Below are 15,701 nucleotides of genomic sequence, written 5' to 3'. Positions count from 1 at the left end.
CGCGGGGCATGTCGATGCGTGCCCCGCCCGTCCGGCTTAGCGTGCCTGACCGGCCACCAAATTGCGGAAATTGCGATGAGTCCTGTAGTTAGTGCAAGTCGGCTATGCCTGTGCGTCCACAGGGGGGACGGACGGCTCGGACGGGGACTGGGCGGCGGGTTTGTCTTGCTGGGTGGCGGTGCGGAAGGCTTTCGGCGTGCAGCCGTATTCTTCCTTGAACAGCTTGTTGAAATAGGAAACATTGCCATAGCCGACGGAATAGGCGATTTCCGCGATCGCGGCGCCGCTTTTCTCGGACAGCAACCTGGCCGCTTCCGTCAGGCGCAGCTTATTCAGGTAGCTGGTGAAAGTCATGCCGAGTTCCGTTTTCAGCACTTCGTTGACCTTGGTCCGGTTCGCGCCGCTCCCGGTGACGACGGACTCGAGGTCCAGCTCGGCGTCGGTGTAATTGGTGGCGATAAACCGTAGTATGGACGCCTTTTCCTTGTCCTTATACGGTTCCAGCGTTAGTTGCCGGTATGCGACCAGGGGCAAATCCTTTTTCAGCCTGGAATCCATGCTCGATATCAGCGCGCTGGAATAAGCTCGGAAAAACCAGATGCCGAAAGCGCTCCAGCTCGCCAAAAGAATCACCGCCAGCCAGACGATATAGCCATAATCCCGGCCATGCAGCCTGAGTTCGCTGATTTCCAGGTGCGAAGGCAGGTGGCGCGGACTGGACGGGCCCGATCCGAACACCAGCTTCGATACCTTGTCCAGCTTGTAGCTTTGATGCGACAAGTCCAGTTGCCTGGAGAGCAGCCACCAATCGGGTATGGTGAGCCGCGTGATGTCCAGGTTGATCGGCACGCCGCGCTGGTTGCAGGAAAAGTAGGTTCCGGGCGGCCTGTAACTGACGAATTCCCCCAGCCTGGAAATCTTCTCGTCGAAGATGGAGAGGGCGAACACCATCGCATTGGAGGCCGGCGCGCACTTGGCGACGAAAGTGATGGTGTTGTAGTTCGTCCAGTCCGCCTGGACCAGCCGTCCCCTGCCATCGTCCAGCTGCAACGCCGCGGACACGAAGGGATAGCTCGCGGCGTCCGTCAGCTGGAAGTCGAAACGCAGGTGATCCCGCTGGGCGTCCTCGATGCGGATGGTCGAGGTTCCGTTCTGCTCGATATCGGTGCTGGGGACGTAGCGCCAGCGGACGTCGCTTTCGTGCGCCGGCAAAAGGGTGAGTGTCAGGTAGCTCTGGTAAACGAGGAAAGCCGCGAGCAGCGCGTCGGCGACCATGAGGAGTAGGAGTGCGAGTAGCGCCTTCTTGTAGAACTCTAGCATTGTTTACTATTGGTTGAACTGTCCCGCGCATCCCGCGGCCGGGAGCGCCGCGGCCATCATAACAGTTCAATCCGGCCTCCGCGACCGGGGGGAAAGGGTGGCGCGTTTTCGCCACAGCGGCCATCGGAGCGAGGCGGAGCGCCCAGGACACGCGCCGCCCGCGCGGCGCGCGCCCCGCTCTTTTCCGGCCTTAGCGTGCCTGGCCGCCCAGCGGCTTGCCGTTCACGTCGTAGACGGCGTCCTCCAGGTGCACCACGGCGCTGGCGGCCTTGCCGCCGCCCGCCTCGGCCGCGTCGGCGGCGAGGATGACCTTGTAGGCGCCCTTGGCGACCCGCCAGGTCTTGGTGGCGGAGTCGTACATCGCCAGCAGGCGGGGATCGACGGTGACGGAGGACTTGACGCGGGCGCCCGGCTTCAGGTCGACCTTCTGGAAGCCGACCAGGCGCCTGGGCGCCTCCCACCGGGTGTCGACGGGGGACACATAGACCTGGGCCACCTCCCTGCCCGCCAGCTTGCCCGTGTTTTTCACCGTGAACGCCGCGCTCAGGACGCCGTCCTTGACGCCGGCGGCCAGGTCGGACAGCGCGAATTCCGTGTACGACAAGCCGTGGCCGAAGGGGAACAAGGGCTTCAGCCCCTTCAGGTCGAACCATTTGTAGCCGACGGCGGCGCCCTCGCTGTAATCGACGTCGAAGCGCCGGTCGGCCACCTCGGGATAGCCGTCCAGCGCGGGACGGGGCAGCTGCGACTCGGAGGCCGGGAACGTCGCCGGCAAATGGCCGGAGGGATTGACCTCGCCGAACAGCACGCCGGCGATCGCCTCGCCGCCATTGCTGCCCGGATACCACGCCTCGAGCACGGCGGACACCTTGGGCAGCCAGGGCATGGTCACGGGACCGCCGGTTTCGAGCACCACGACGGTCCTGTCGTTGGCCGCCGCCACCGCCGCGATCAGCTCGTCCTGCTTGTTGGGCAGCGACAGGTTGGGCACGTCCATCGCCTCCGCCGTCCACTGCGTGGCGAACACCAGGACCACGTCGCTTTCCCGCGCCAGTTTGGCGGCGGCGGCGGGATCGGCGCCGTCGTTGTAGGCCACCACCGCCTTGGGCAGGCGTTTCTGGATGGCTTTCAGCGGCGGCGAGGGATAGATCATGACCGGACCGGGCCAGGTCTTGGGCGTCAGCTCCGGCGCGGCGTTGCCGCCGGCGGGATACACCAGCGAGGAGCCGCCGCCGGCCATGACGCCCCTGTCCGCGTAGCCGCCGATCACCGCGATACGCTTGGCGGACTTACTCAGCGGCAAGGCGTTGCCGCGGTTCTTCAGCAGCACCATGCCGGCCTGCGCGTCCCGCAGCGACACGGCGGCGTTGGCCGCGGAGTCCAGCGTTTTCAGATCGGGCGCCGCCACCGGGTGGTCCACCACGCCGTGCTCGAACATGGCGTGCAGCACGCGGCGCGCCATGTCGTCCAGCCGCGCCTGCGGCACCCAGCCGTTCTGCACCGCCTCCTTCAGGGGCGGGCCGAAATAGTCGGCGAGGTCGAAGGGCATGCCGGATTGCTGGTCCAGGCCGGCGTTGGCGGCCGGTATCGTGCTGTGGGTCGCGCCCCAGTCGGACATGACCCAGCCCTTGAAGCCCCAGTCGCCCTTCAGCACCTCGTTCAGCAGATACTCGCTCTCGCAGCCGTACACGCCGTTGACGCGGTTGTAGGAGCACATGACGGCGCCGGGATTGCCCTCCTCCTTGGCGATCTGCAAGGCCAGCAGATCCGACATGCGCGCCGCCTGGTCGCCGATCTTGACGTTGAGCGTGGTGCGGCCGGTCTCCTGGTCGTTCAGCGCGAAGTGCTTCAGCGTGGAGACCACGCGGTTGGACTGGATGCCCTTGATCTGCGCGCCCACGATCTTGCCCGCCAACAGGGGGTCCTCGCCGCCGTATTCGAAATTGCGCCCGTTGCGCGGATCGCGCATGAGGTTGACGCCGCCGGCCAGCAGCACGTTGAAGCCGTGGGCGCGCGCCTCGGCGCCTATCATGGCGCCGCCCTCGTAGGCGGTCTTCAAGTCCCAGGTGGCCGCCGTGTTCAGGCCGGACGGCAGCGCCGTGCCGTGCCGCACGTCCGGGCCGGCCTGGCTCGCCACGCCGAGGCCGGCGTCGGTTTCCCACAGGTGCGGAATGCCCAGGCGGGGCACGCCGTAAACAAAGCCCGCCGATTGCTTGTAGGACTCCGGCGGACGGGTGGTCTTTTTCGATTCCTGGTCCATGCCGAAGTAGCCGAAGACCAGCTTCAGCTTCTCGTCCATGGTCATCGCCTTGACCGCCAGCTCCGCGCGCTCAGCGGCGCCCAGCCTCGAATTCATCCAGGGCTTTTCGGCCGGCGCCTCGTTCGCGCCGGCGGCGCCGCAGCACAGGGCCGCCGCGATGGACAACAGGGTGATTTTCTTCTTGAATCTCATGATTGCTTTCATTGCAGTTTTTGACAAAAATCCATGCTACGCGCGCCTAGGCGATGCGCGCCCCCTCGTCCACGGGCGCGCGCTCGTCGAGCAGGCCGCGCCGCTTGAGCTCCCGCCACAGCTGCGGCGGTATGGGCTGGTCGAACCAGGCGGCGTTCTGCCGCAGCTGCGCCGCGCCGTGCGCGCCCGGTATGCAGGACACCACGGCCGGATGCGCCATCGGGAACTGCAGCGCGGCCGCCTGCAGCGGCACGCCGTATTCGCGGCACACCGCCCCGATCGCCTCGACGCGCGCCAGCACGCGGGCGGGGGCGTCGGCGTAGTCGAACTTGCCGTTGCCGGCCAGCACGCCGGAATTGAAGGGGCCGCCGATGACGATGGCGTTGCCGTGCCGGACGCAGGCGTCCAGCAGCGGCGTCAGCGAGGCTTGCTCGAGCAGCGTGTAGCGCCCGGCCAACACGGTGCAATCGAGTTCGCATTCCTGCATCGCGGCGTGCACCGCCTCCGCCTCGTTGACACCGAGGCCGATGGCGCGCACGCGGCCCTCCTCGCGCAAGGCGCGCAGCGCGCGGAAGCCGCCGCCCTTGGTCAGTTGCCGCCAATGGTGCCAGTGGTCCCCGCCGTGCGTGGAGCGGCCGATGTCGTGCACGAACAGCATGTCGACGCGGCCCAGCGACATGCGCCGCACGCTGTCGTCGTGCGAGCGCATCACGCCGTCGTAAGTGTAGTCGTAGCTGGGACGGAAAGGCAGCGGGTCGGCCCAGCCGTCGTCGCCCGGCCGCACGGAAATATCCAGCCGCATCAGGCGTCCGGCCTTGGTGCTGACGACGTACTGGTCGCGGGGACGGTCGCGCAGGGCGGCGCCCAGGCGCAGCTCCGAGCGCGTGCCGCCGTAGTAAGGCGCGGTGTCGAAATAGCGCAGGCCGAGGTCCCACGCCGCGTCGATCGCGGCGCGCGCCTCGTCCTCCGTCACGGAGTGGTACAGCCCGCCGATCGGCGCGCAGCCCATGCCCAGCCGGGTGAGCCGCACTCCGCCGCGCGGCAGCGCCAGCGTGTCCGCCGCGCGCATGTCACGCCGCCTTCAGTGTGAATTCGTGGCGCCCGAGTTCCTCGGAGCGGTCCTGGTAGTCATTGGGCATGCTCGAACTCATGCTCATCCTTCTTGGTCGCGAAAAAAGGGGGCGGCCGGGGCCGCCCCAAAAACTGCCTGCAAAGGCCAGTAGGAGACTGCTAACCACAGGGTGAAACGGTGGCCCGACTGGGGCGATCGGGCCTTGCATCAGGTCGTATTGTGGGAGCAGCGCCGCGGCGCCGCAATTGTCAAAACCCTCAACGCCGCACATGAAATTGCGCAGACCGCGCCGCCGCCGGGCACGGCCCCGTGTCCGGCGGCGGATTCAAGACAAATCGTTCTTCGTGCCGGTGAATTTCATACTTGGCGGCCACGCGCGGAGTCGCCACAATAGGCGGCTAGCCATCCCCACATCATCATCCAGGAAGACATCGAATGCTCAAAAGGACACTGCTCTCATACGCGTTGTCGTGCGTGATCGCCGCCGCCGCGTGCGCGCCGGCCGCAGCCCAGACGCCGGCCGCCGCCCCGCCCGAATTCCCCACCATCCTGTATGGCGCGGCCTACTACCACGAATACATGCCCTACGAGCGCCTGGAAAAGGACGTGGAGATGATGAAGGCCGCCGGCTTCAACGTGGTCCGCCTGGGCGAATCGACGTGGAGCTTGTGGGAGCCGGAGGACGGCCGCTTCGAATACGCGTGGATGGACCGCGTCATCGACGCCATGGGCAAGGCCGGGATCAAGGTCATCATGGGCACGCCCACCTATTCCATCCCGGCCTGGATGGCCAAGCAGAACCCGGAAATCCTGGCCCAGAAGTTCAACGGCGTGAAGAACACCTACGGCATGCGCCAGAACATGAACACCGACTCGGCGGCCTACCGCTTCTACGCCGAGCGCCTGATCCGCAAGATCGCGGCGCGCTACAAGGACAATCCCAACGTCATCGGCTGGCAGGTGGACAACGAGACCAGCAGCTACGGCGCGGCCAACGACGACGTGTTCCTGCGCTTCCAGCACTACCTGGAGAAGAAGTTCGGCACGCCGGAAAACCTCAGCAAGGCCTGGTTCCTGAACTACTGGGGCCAGAACCTGCACAGCTGGGTGGACCTGCCGCGTCCGGACGGCGCCCAGAGCACCGGCTACAAGCTGGAGTGGTCGCGCTGGAGCCAGATGCGCGTCACCGACTTCCTGCACTGGCAGGCCAAGCTGATACGCGAATGCGCGTCGCCGCGGCAGTTCGTGACGCACGACTTCGCCGGCTCCATGCACGGCGACATCAACGAGGAGGCCGTCTCGCGCGGGCTCGACATGCCGGCCGTGAACATCTACCACTGGGGCCAGCGCGAGCACTACAGCGGCGCCGGCCAAACGCTGGACGCGGACTTCACGCGTTCGCTCAAGCGCGGCAATTTCCTGGTGACCGAGACCAACGCGCAGACCACGGACTGGAGCTCGTCCTTCCAGTTCCCGCCGTACGACGGGCAGTTCCGCGAGGACGTCTACACCCACCTGTCCAACGGCGCCAACATGGTCGAATACTGGCACTGGGCCTCGGTCCACGCCAACCAGGAGACCTACTGGAAGGGCGTGCTGTCGCACGACCTGGAGCCGAACCGGGCCTACGCCGAGATGGGCCGCACCGGGCGCGAGCTGAAAAAGATCGGCCCCAAGCTGGTGAACCTGAAGCTGCAGAACGACGTCGCGATCCTGTGGAGCCGCGATTCGATGAACGCCATCAACGACATGCCGTTCGCCAAGGATTCGCAATGGGGCGGCGGCGGCACCAAGGCCGACTACGCCTCGCAAGTGCGCCAGATCCACCGCCAGCTGTACGACCTGAACGTCGGCACCGATTTCGTCTTCCCGGAGTCGCAGGACTTCTCGTCCTACAAGATGCTGATCGTGCCTTCGCTGTACGTGGCCGACGACGCGCTGCTGAAGCGCATCACCGAATACATCCGCAAGGGCGGCCGCGTCGTGATGACCTTCAAGAGCGGCTTCACGAACGAGAACACCGCCGTGCGCTGGACCATGGCGCCCGGACCGCTGCGCGAGGCGCTGGGCTTCCACTACCAGGAATTCTCCAACCTGGCCCAGCCGCTCGCGCTGAAAGGCGACCCGTTCAAGACCGGCGCGGAAAACAAGGTGCAGCACTGGGCCGAGTTCCTGCAGCTGGACACGGCGCAGGCGCTGGCCTATTACGACCATCCGTTCTTCGGCCGCTGGCCCGCCATCACGTCCAACCAGTACGGCGCCGGCAAGGTGATCTACGAGGGCACCTACCTGTCGGACAAACTGCAGAAGGCGGTGTTGCAGTCGTCGCTGGAGGAGCTGGGCCTGATCGGGGCTGACCAGCAATTGCCGCCGAACGTGCACACGCGCGTGGGCACCAATGCCTTCAACCGGAAGATCCGCTACTACTTCAACTACTCCGGCGCGGAGGTGAGCTTCAACTACGCCCACAAGCCCGGCACCGACCTGCTGACCAACCGGCGCGTCGCCGCCTCGGAAAAAGTGACGCTGGCGCCGTGGGACCTGGCCATCGTCGAAGAGGACGGCAAGTAATTCCGCAGCCGCGGCGGGGGAGCCGGCGCCCCCCGCCCGGCTTTGGCGCGCCGCCTAGCGCCGGAACACCAGCCGGGCGAAGTGGTACAGGTTGTCGGCCCAGCTCTCCCGGTCGTGGCCGTATCCGTCCACGTTCCACACGTGCGGCATGTCCAGCTGTTTCAGGCGGCGGTGCACTGCCTGCGACACGTTGATCAGCCCGTCCTTGTCCCCGCACGACAGATACAGCAGCCGCGGCTGGCGGCTCGCCTGGCCGGGCCCGGGCAGCAGCTCCGCCGCCGGCCGGGTGTTCGGCGCCGCCGAGAAGCCGGCGATCCAGCCGAAGGTGTCCGGATGCCCGAGGCCGATGTTCAGCGCCTGGCCCCCGCCCATCGACAGTCCCGCGATTCCCCGCATGTCGCGTTCGGCGACGGTCGCGTAGCGGCCGTCCACCGCCGGGATCAATGTCCCCAGCAGCTCCCGTTCGAATTTGGCGAAGCCCTCCACGTGGCCCGGTGTGAAGAGGCCCTCGGCGGGCGGCGGCCGGTCGTCGGCCAGCGCCCGGCCGTTGGGCATCACGACGATCATCGGCGGCGCCTTGCCGCCGGCGATCAGGTTGTCGAGGATGGTGTTCGCGCGCACGTAGCCGCGCCACTCGTCTTGGTTGCCGGCGATGCCGTGCAGCAGGTACAACACCGGGTAGCGCCGCTCCGGCGTGTAGCCGGCCGGCAGGTAGACACTGGCCTTGCGCCGCGTGCCGGTGACGGGCGATTCATAGCCGAACTCCTCCACCCTGCCCTGCGCCACGCCGGGCAGCGTGTCCGCGAAACCGGCCGGCGCGGCGGGGAACGCGCGCTTGTCGTCCGCCGCGAGCACGACGGCACGGGAGAGGTTGGCGCGCGCCTGCTCCGGCGTGATCCGGGCGCCGTCGTCCTGGGCGGGCGCGTTGCCGCAGGCGAGCAGCGCGCCGCAAAGCAGCAGGCGGACGGCCGCGGGTGGCTTGGGGATGGCTTTCTTCATGTCTGGGCTCCGGTGCTCAATCCGCGGGCGGGACTGTGGTCGGGCGATTTTGCACGCGGCGCACCGGCGCGGCAATTGCGAAAATCACCAGCCGCCTGAACAATATTCGGAGAAAAACAAGGCCGACGGCGCGAAAAAGGCCTATCCGGCCTTCAACGACCAGGCCGGCCAGTTCAAGGACCGCGACCTGTACATCTTCGTCATCGACTTCAACGACGAAAAAAAAACCGGCGCGAGCCGGTTTTCTTTACTGAATGAATTCTGGTGGGAAGTGCAAGTTTCGAACTTGCGACCCCTGCAGTGTGAATGCCGTGAGCCGACATGAGCGTGGACATCCAGAGCCAAGTTTACCAGTCCCGAATTCCCGCCTATGTCTCCAGTCGTGTGCCCATGCGCGCGACAGTTTTCCGTACCGGCTCCGTACATTGCTTTCCAAAGAATCTTCAGTTGGATTACGGTGCACAAAAATGGCTTCTCCCCGCGATCTGAGGTAAGTTTGGGGCTTTGATTCGCACTCCACCCCCAATCATGGGACACAAAATTGACACCGTTTCGGCTAGGGCTCGCTTGAAGCCCCGACGCGAGCCCTACTGGCATCGTGTACAACAAGGCCTTCATTTAGGCTATCGCAAGATGAGCCCGGAAGGCGAAGGCAACTGGGCTGTTCGGACGTTAAGAAACGGCCAGAAAATCGAAACCAGCTTGGGAAAGATGGAAGCATATAGGCCAAGCGAGCGCTTCGACCAAGCCCTGGTTGCAGCTCAAGCATTCGCCTTCGGAGACAATCTGCCACAGACTTGTTCCGAAGAGCCGCAGAAGTCCAGCTCGTTCACAGTATGGGACGCGTGCATAGCCTATATCCATAGGGCTCGAGATATCCGTGGCGACAGCGCGGCGAACGACCTCGCTGAACGCTACCAAAGGTGGATCGACGGAAATCCTATCCAGCAACTGCCCCTAGCTGATCTAAAACCCGATCACCTACGCGACTTTCGGCGACAACTTGCAGCTACGCCCGCAAAGGCCAACTACTCTGGTGGAACACGTGCACGCGCGAAAAGCACGGTTAACCGGGACTTGGCCGCACTCCGGGCAGCCCTCAACTATGCCCATACAGAAGGGAAAATCGGCTCGGACTCGGCGTGGAAGGTTGCGCTAAAGGCCATCGCGAACGCCACTCAAAGACGCAGGTTATACCTCGAGATGGATCAAAGACGCGCGCTCGCGGACGCCGCCCAAGAGGACATCCGTCTGTTCATCAGAGGTATGGCGTTGTTACCTCTTCGGCCAGGCGCGTTGGCTGCGCTCGATGTGCGCGATTACGACCCACGGCTACCCGCACTTCTCATTGGAAAGGACAAGGGTGGGCATGACCGCACGATATTGCTGCCAACTGCGGCTGTTCCGATTTTGCAGACAACTTCCCGCGACAAGTCAGAACAGGCTCCTTTATTTTCCCGCGCAGATGGTGCGAGGTGGACGAAGGACTCTTGGAATGGGCCAATCAAAACGGCCGCAAGAAAGGCAGGTTTACCGGCAAATACCACGGCTTATACGATACGCCACAGCGTAATTACCGATTTAGTTCATGGTGGCCTCGATTTGCTAACGGTCGCACAGATCAGCGGCACCTCTGTAGCAATGATTGAAAAACACTACGGGCATCTGCGCGGCGATGTTGCGGCCGGTGCGCTAGCGCGGTTGGTGCTATAGGGGTGAGTAGACCGTGGGAGTTGCACCCAGAGCCCCTCGCAGAACCGGACGTGGACCTCTCAGCATGTCTTCGCCGGCATGGCGCAACTGGGCGGCAAGATGCTGCGCTCGATCGGCTTGGCGCGCCATGTTGAATTTGAACTGAAAGGCAGCCGCCTACAATGTGCGGCGTCTTTGCTACTCGAAGGAAGCGAGAATTTCGGCGTTTTGACGCCCGTAGTCCGTCCGAACCACAGGGAAAGGTGATTCTGGGTGAGAAAATGAGCATCAAAAAACTTGGATCAACCACCTGTTCACCGTCAGCGTCCGCTCTGTGACGTCTTGAGCGCAGTGGAAATTTGATCGATGATGGCATCACCCCGCTGGGAAGCGGCGTGATCTCAGAGGGCTGCTGGTGGGCTGCAGTTCCGAGGCAAAAATTCATCAATCCGGTTGTCGGGATGATCGGCGATATGCGTCAGCACGTGACGCAACCAGGCTTCGGGCTCGACACCGTTCAGCTTGGTCGTGTCGACCAGCGAATAAATCGCGGCTGCGCGTTCACCGCCGCTGTCGGCCCCTGCAAACAGGTAGTTTCGGCGGCCAATCGCCACGCCGCGCAAAGCGCACTCGGCCGCCGAGTTATCAATCTCGATGGTGCCGTCATCGCAGTAGAGCAGCAGCGCCGGCCAGAGTTTGAGCGCGTACAGGATCGCCGCCGCAGTGTCGGACTTGCGCGACAGCGTGTCGAGCGTGGTGCGCAAACAGTGTTCGAGATCATCGACCAAGGGACGCGCGCGAGCTTGCCGCGCCTGACTTCGTTCATTTGGGGGTTTGCCCCGGATCTCGGCTTCGATCACGTACAGTTCGGCGATGCGGCCCAGTGCCTCAGTGGTCAGCGCCGTTGGTCGCGACCCAGCGCGTCCCTATCGGATCGCGCACGCCAGGCCTTCGGTCCCGCAGTTCCTCGCGCGGATTGGGGTCCAGTTCGCCCATCGGGGATTGCTGCCCAGTAGTCCATTGATCAAGGCGATAGCCGATTCACGCGAACAGCACGTCGAACTCGAGGTGGCCCTCGACGATTCCGATGTGCCTGCCGATAAAAACCTTGGGAGCGTGCCCTACGTTATCAGGGGCAGGAAAAATTGGAATTTCTGCTGGACTGAAATCGGTGCCGAGTACGTCGGCGTGATTAGGCCCATGGTCGTCACGTGCCGCCTGCACAACATCGATCCCTACGATTACCTGATCGACGTACTTCGGCGTATCACCGGGGGATATCAGCGCTCACCAGATGTGGAAAACGTGCAATTTTGCACTATTTGTTTCCTTAAAGGTATAAAAAAGCGCAATTCTGGGATACACTGGCATCGCTTCCTCAACAACGAAGCCCTCAATTTGCCGTCATGCCCCCCGCGCGCCATGTTCCCGAACGCAACTTTCGTTCGCGTGCGGCAAATTAAATACATCCGATTCCCATCTCGCTACCGCCTTCACATATCCGCACGCGCCTCGGTTACCCAGGCCATTGCGATGGGCGGAGCAACATGGCGTACGACGCCTGAAGAGAGGGATTTGACGGAGCTGACCATTGATCTATTTGAATGAAATTTCATGTTGAGATATTCATCGTGTGCACCTTATTTACTAGAAGAAAATATTTCTGGTTCACCAATTCGTTATATTGGATCGGACTGCCGCTATCGCTCGCCGTGGGCATCTTACTGTACGGCTTGACGCAGCGATCGATAGAGAATGATGCTAGCGAACGCTTCCGCAGCCAAGCCCGGAGCAGCCAGCTCAATGTCATCGCTGGGATCAAGGCCTACACGGATGTGCTAAGAGGTATGGCAAGCTTCTTCCATTCGGTGGATACGGTCACCCACGACAACTTCCACCGCTACGTTCAAGGACTGGACCTGGCACGAAACTTCCCCGCCATTGTAAGGGTCGATTTTGCCCTCGATGTGCCGAAAAAGCGGCAAGCACTGGTCGAGCGGGATGGATATGCAGATGTCAGCCATGGGGTCGACGAACATCCGGGCGTGTCGATTACACAGTCGGCGGAGCCGCACGACGCCGCCGTGATTGCGCTGATCGAATCCACGGCTGACCTCAAGAAACGGCTAGGCACGGACATTGCCACACTACCCGCAACGGCGCGTGCGCTGGTCCAATCGCGTGACAGTGGCGCGATGATCGCATCGGCCCAGCCGAGCACCTTGGATACCAGCCCTATCCGGCCCGAGATCTCATTGCGCCTGCCGGCATACCGGGGGAGCCATGCGTTAGACACGGTCGAAAAACGGCACGACGCCTACAAGGGTTCGGTCGGCATCGGCTTCTGCATATATCGCCTGTTGATGCAAGCCTTGGAGAAAATGCCGGTGAACAATACGCGCTTAATCTTACACGACATTGGCGGGCACAGCGACAGGGCCATGCTGGTATCCGACAACGGCGGCACGCTTCTGTTCGACAGCGCCGCACCGGACAAGACCAAGCAACAAGACGCCGGCGAGTTCTCCTACGAAATGCCAATCGACTTTCACGGCCACACTTGGCGCGCGCGCTTCACAGCCCCCAAGGAGTCATTGAATTCGAGCTTCGACACGCTCCTTCCCTGGTTAGCTCTACTAACGGGCTTTGCAGGTACGATGCTGACCTACGCGTTGTTCCACGCGCAGTCGTCGTCGCACCTGCGGGCGATCCGCATGGCCAAGGCGATGACCAAGGAATTGCGCAAGAGCCAAGCCAAGCTGCAGTTGTCGCACCAGAAGCTGCGCGGGCTGGCCGCGCACGCCGAGCAGATCAAGGAAGAGGAGCGCAAGCGCATCGCGCGCGAGATTCACGACGACCTGGGCCAGAACCTGCTGGCGCTGCGCATCGAGGCCGACCTGCTGACCACGCGCACCAGCCACCGCCACCCGCGCCTGCACGAGCGCGCCCGCTGCACGCTGGCGCAAATCGACTACACGATCAAGAGCGTGCGCCAGATCATCAACGACCTGCGGCCCAATGTGCTGGACCTGGGGCTGGGCGCGGCGGTCGAGTGGCAGATCACACAGTTTCACCAACGTTCCGGCATCGTCTGCGAATTGATCGAGCCAGACGGTGAAATCGCAGTTGCCGACGCTTGCGCCATCGCCTATTTTCGGATCTTGCAAGAGTCACTGAGCAATGTACTGCGACATGCGCATGCCAGTCTGGTGCGGGTGGAACTACGCCAGCAGGAGGGCGTACTGAGTATGAGCATTAGCGACAACGGCGTCGGCCTTCATGCGCGCAGTCGCAACAAGTCCGGCTCCTTCGGATTGGTGGGAATCGAGGAGCGCGTCAACCTCCTTGGCGGCTCGATTTCTATCAGCGGCAGCCCGCACACAGGCACGACCATCCGTGTTTCGGTCCCACTGGAACAGGCGACAACGCGCCCTCGTCTGGATGTCGCATAGACAAGGGCGGTCAAACGTAAGCGGCTAACCGAGCCACCTTCCGTCAGCGCTTAGGCCTGTGTAGAGTTTGCGAACGGTAGCAGCGAGTCGATCCTGCTGTTGGGGCAAGTTGGGAGTTTGGCGAGGGTGTCAGCCAACCAGCGTGCCGGATCGAGCCCGTTGAGTTTGGCAGTGGCAAACAGACTTTGGATAGCGGCAGCACGACGGCCCGCCCGTTCCGAGCCCGCGAACAGCCAGTTCTTTTTGCCGATCGCAATTGGGCGGATCGCATTCTCGACCGGATTGTTGTCGATGGGCAGACTGCCGGAGCCGGCGTAGCGCTGCAGCGCGGGCCAGCGCTTGAGCGCATGGTCGATCGCCTTGCCAGTGGCGCTGCCGACGGCAATGGTCCGCCGGCTCGCCAGAAGCCATGCGTGCAGTTCGGCCAGCGCCGGCATTGCCAATTGCTGGCGTAACGCAATGCGTCCCGGCGGATCCAGTCCGGCGCCCTGCTGCTCAATGGCGTACAGCTCGGCGATGCGGCGTAATGCTTCCCCAGCCACAGGGCTGCCGCTGGCGGCATGCACGTCGAAGAACTTGCGTCGAATGTGGGCCAGGCAAGCCAATTCGATGGGGCCATCGGTAAACATGGCCTTGTAGCCGGCATAGTCGTCCACCATCAGATGGCCGCGCCAGCCATGCAGGAAGGCGCGCGCATGGGCGCCTGCACGGCTGGTCTGGTAGTCGAACACGACGATAGGCGGGCCGGCATCGAGCACGCCGGAACGGTAGGCCCACAGGTAGGCGCTATGGGTCTTGCCGCTACCGGGATCAAGCTGGCGCACTGGTGTTTCGTCGGCATGCAAGCACGCGTGTTGCCGCAGCAGCTCGGCCAGGCGGTCGGCCAAGGGCTGCAGGGCCACACCGATGCGGCCGATCCACGCTGCCAGCGTTGAACGAGCCAGCGGCACACCCTGGCGCGCCGCGATCTGCTCGATCCGGTACAAGGGCAAATGGTCGAGGTATTTGCACGCCGCGATCCATGCCAGCAGGCCAACGGCGGCCATGCCGCCATCAATAACGGCAGCCGGGATTGGCGCGGCCGTCACCGTCTCGCAAGGACGGCAAGCGTATTGCGGGCGAATGTGGCGGTGTACGAAGAAGCGTGCCGGTTCCACGTCCAGTTGCTCGCTGACGTCCTCGCCAATCTTGACCAGGTCGGCGCCGCATTGGCCGCACTGGCAAGACGCTGGCTCATGGCGGTGCTCGATGCGCGGCAACTCCGGCGGCAAACTCTGGCGGCCGGCGCGCTTGCGCTGCCGGGCGGCTGGTGCCTGTCCCTCTAGTTCTTCCTCGATGGCGGCCAGGTCCATCTCGACCGTTTCCTCGAACAGCAGGCGCTGTTCGCCGGCGAGCTCTTCACTGGCCTTGCCGAAACGGACCCGGCGGTAGTACGCCAGTTCATGGGTCAGCGCGGTGATCTTGAAGTCCTTCTCGGCCAGCACGGCATCGCGCTGCTGCAGCTCGGCCTGCTGCTGTGCGACCAGGGCGCGCACTTGCGCCAGCAGCGCTGGGTCAATGTCGGTGCGGGCAAGTTCGTCGAGCGGGTCCATGACTGAGCAGTGTAGCGGCCATCGAGCACGTTTACAAGCACAACAGTTTACGTCCTCACAGTCGCCATTGCGCCGGTGTCGGCGCCGACAGGCGCTGCCAGTCCACGCCCGCCACCAGCCACCGCCATTGCTCGGCGCTCATCTGCCAGCAGGCCTCGTCCGCTTGCGGCCAGACGAACTGCCCGCGGTGCAGCCGACGCAGGCACATCCAGACGCCGGTGCCGTCCCAGCACACCAGCTTGAGGCGGGTCCGGCGGCGGTTGGCAAACACGTAGGCGGTGCCGTCGCAAGGCGGGCGCCCCAGGGCCTGCTGCACATGCAAGGACAGCCCATCGATCCCTGTACGCATGTCCACCGCCGCTGTGGCCAGCCAGATCCCATCGGCTGCCAGCTGCATCACAGCGCGCGCATCAACTCGGCCAGCCAGCTGGCCGGCACATCGCCCGGCACGGTCAACGTCCAGCCGCGCTCGCTGCGCAGGCTGAGCGCCGCCGCTGGTGCCGGCACTGCTGCTATCCGCACCGGCAACAGAGCAGCTGCCACCTGGGACT

Annotated in this window: 11 protein-coding genes and 1 pseudogene; 5 read left to right on the top strand and 7 right to left on the bottom strand. The window is 63.9% G+C overall.

Annotation, left to right across the window (positions count from 1 at the left end):
* Nucleotides 1–102 precede the first annotated feature (102 nt).
* The 3 genes from BM436_RS29275 to BM436_RS29265 form a co-directional block, all read right to left on the bottom strand.
* Nucleotides 103–1,320 carry a helix-turn-helix domain-containing protein gene (locus tag BM436_RS29275; RefSeq protein WP_229490842.1) on the bottom strand — a complete coding sequence of 406 codons (1,218 nt, stop codon included), beginning with the start codon at nucleotides 1,318–1,320 and terminating at the stop codon, nucleotides 103–105.
* A 190-nt stretch (nucleotides 1,321–1,510) separates the two neighbouring features.
* On the bottom strand, nucleotides 1,511–3,772 hold the full coding sequence (locus tag BM436_RS29270; RefSeq protein WP_093559455.1) for a glycoside hydrolase family 3 C-terminal domain-containing protein: 2,262 nt from the start codon (nucleotides 3,770–3,772) through the stop codon (nucleotides 1,511–1,513).
* A 46-nt stretch (nucleotides 3,773–3,818) separates the two neighbouring features.
* Nucleotides 3,819–4,841 carry an aldo/keto reductase gene (locus BM436_RS29265; protein WP_093559453.1) on the bottom strand — a complete coding sequence of 341 codons (1,023 nt, stop codon included), beginning with the start codon at nucleotides 4,839–4,841 and terminating at the stop codon, nucleotides 3,819–3,821.
* A gap of 438 nt (nucleotides 4,842–5,279) precedes the next feature.
* Here BM436_RS29265 and BM436_RS29260 point away from each other — a divergent pair, with 438 nt between their 5' ends.
* On the top strand, nucleotides 5,280–7,415 hold the full coding sequence (locus tag BM436_RS29260; RefSeq protein WP_093559451.1) for a beta-galactosidase: 2,136 nt from the start codon (nucleotides 5,280–5,282) through the stop codon (nucleotides 7,413–7,415).
* 54 nt (nucleotides 7,416–7,469) lie between these two features.
* Here BM436_RS29260 and BM436_RS29255 read toward each other — a convergent pair whose 3' ends face one another.
* Entirely contained in the window at nucleotides 7,470–8,414 is a 945-nt protein-coding gene (locus BM436_RS29255; protein WP_093559449.1) for an alpha/beta hydrolase, read from the bottom strand.
* Here BM436_RS29255 and BM436_RS29250 point away from each other — a divergent pair.
* Both BM436_RS29250 and BM436_RS29245 read left to right on the top strand, forming a co-directional pair.
* Nucleotides 8,401–8,739 carry a hypothetical protein gene (locus BM436_RS29250; RefSeq protein WP_143133355.1) on the top strand — a complete coding sequence of 113 codons (339 nt, stop codon included), beginning with the start codon at nucleotides 8,401–8,403 and terminating at the stop codon, nucleotides 8,737–8,739. The genes BM436_RS29255 and BM436_RS29250 overlap by 14 nt on opposite strands.
* A 308-nt stretch (nucleotides 8,740–9,047) precedes the next feature.
* Nucleotides 9,048–10,127 carry a tyrosine-type recombinase/integrase gene (locus BM436_RS29245; RefSeq protein WP_177307596.1) on the top strand — a complete coding sequence of 360 codons (1,080 nt, stop codon included), beginning with the start codon at nucleotides 9,048–9,050 and terminating at the stop codon, nucleotides 10,125–10,127.
* Nucleotides 10,128–10,507: 380 nt separating this feature from the next.
* Here the strand turns inward: BM436_RS29245 and BM436_RS29240 are convergent.
* A pseudogene (locus tag BM436_RS29240) lies at nucleotides 10,508–11,017 on the bottom strand (IS66 family transposase); the annotation flags it as partial.
* Between BM436_RS29240 and BM436_RS36520 the strand changes: the two are divergent.
* Together BM436_RS36520 and BM436_RS29235 are read left to right on the top strand one after the other, a co-directional pair.
* Nucleotides 10,980–11,714 carry a transposase domain-containing protein gene (locus tag BM436_RS36520; RefSeq protein ID WP_143133354.1) on the top strand — a complete coding sequence of 245 codons (735 nt, stop codon included), beginning with the start codon at nucleotides 10,980–10,982 and terminating at the stop codon, nucleotides 11,712–11,714. The pseudogene BM436_RS29240 and the gene BM436_RS36520 overlap by 38 nt on opposite strands.
* Nucleotides 11,711–13,558 carry a sensor histidine kinase gene (locus BM436_RS29235; protein ID WP_093559443.1) on the top strand — a complete coding sequence of 616 codons (1,848 nt, stop codon included), beginning with the start codon at nucleotides 11,711–11,713 and terminating at the stop codon, nucleotides 13,556–13,558. The genes BM436_RS36520 and BM436_RS29235 overlap by 4 nt, the downstream gene beginning before the upstream one ends.
* A gap of 50 nt (nucleotides 13,559–13,608) precedes the next feature.
* Here BM436_RS29235 and tnpC read toward each other — a convergent pair whose 3' ends face one another.
* Together tnpC and tnpB are read right to left on the bottom strand one after the other, a co-directional pair.
* Nucleotides 13,609–15,150 (bottom strand): IS66 family transposase, encoded by a 1,542-nt coding sequence (gene tnpC / locus BM436_RS29230; protein WP_093559441.1) that lies wholly within the window; start codon nucleotides 15,148–15,150, stop codon nucleotides 13,609–13,611.
* A gap of 55 nt (nucleotides 15,151–15,205) precedes the next feature.
* Nucleotides 15,206–15,547: an IS66 family insertion sequence element accessory protein TnpB gene (gene tnpB, locus BM436_RS29225; RefSeq protein ID WP_093559439.1), complete on the bottom strand. Its 342-nt coding sequence runs from the start codon at nucleotides 15,545–15,547 to the stop codon at nucleotides 15,206–15,208.
* Nucleotides 15,548–15,701: the final 154 nt, after the last annotated feature.

The sequence above is a fragment of the Pseudoduganella namucuonensis genome, from assembly GCF_900116645.1.
GTDB lineage: Bacteria > Pseudomonadota > Gammaproteobacteria > Burkholderiales > Burkholderiaceae_D > Rugamonas > Rugamonas namucuonensis.
This window is presented reverse-complemented; position numbering and strand designations above follow the sequence as displayed.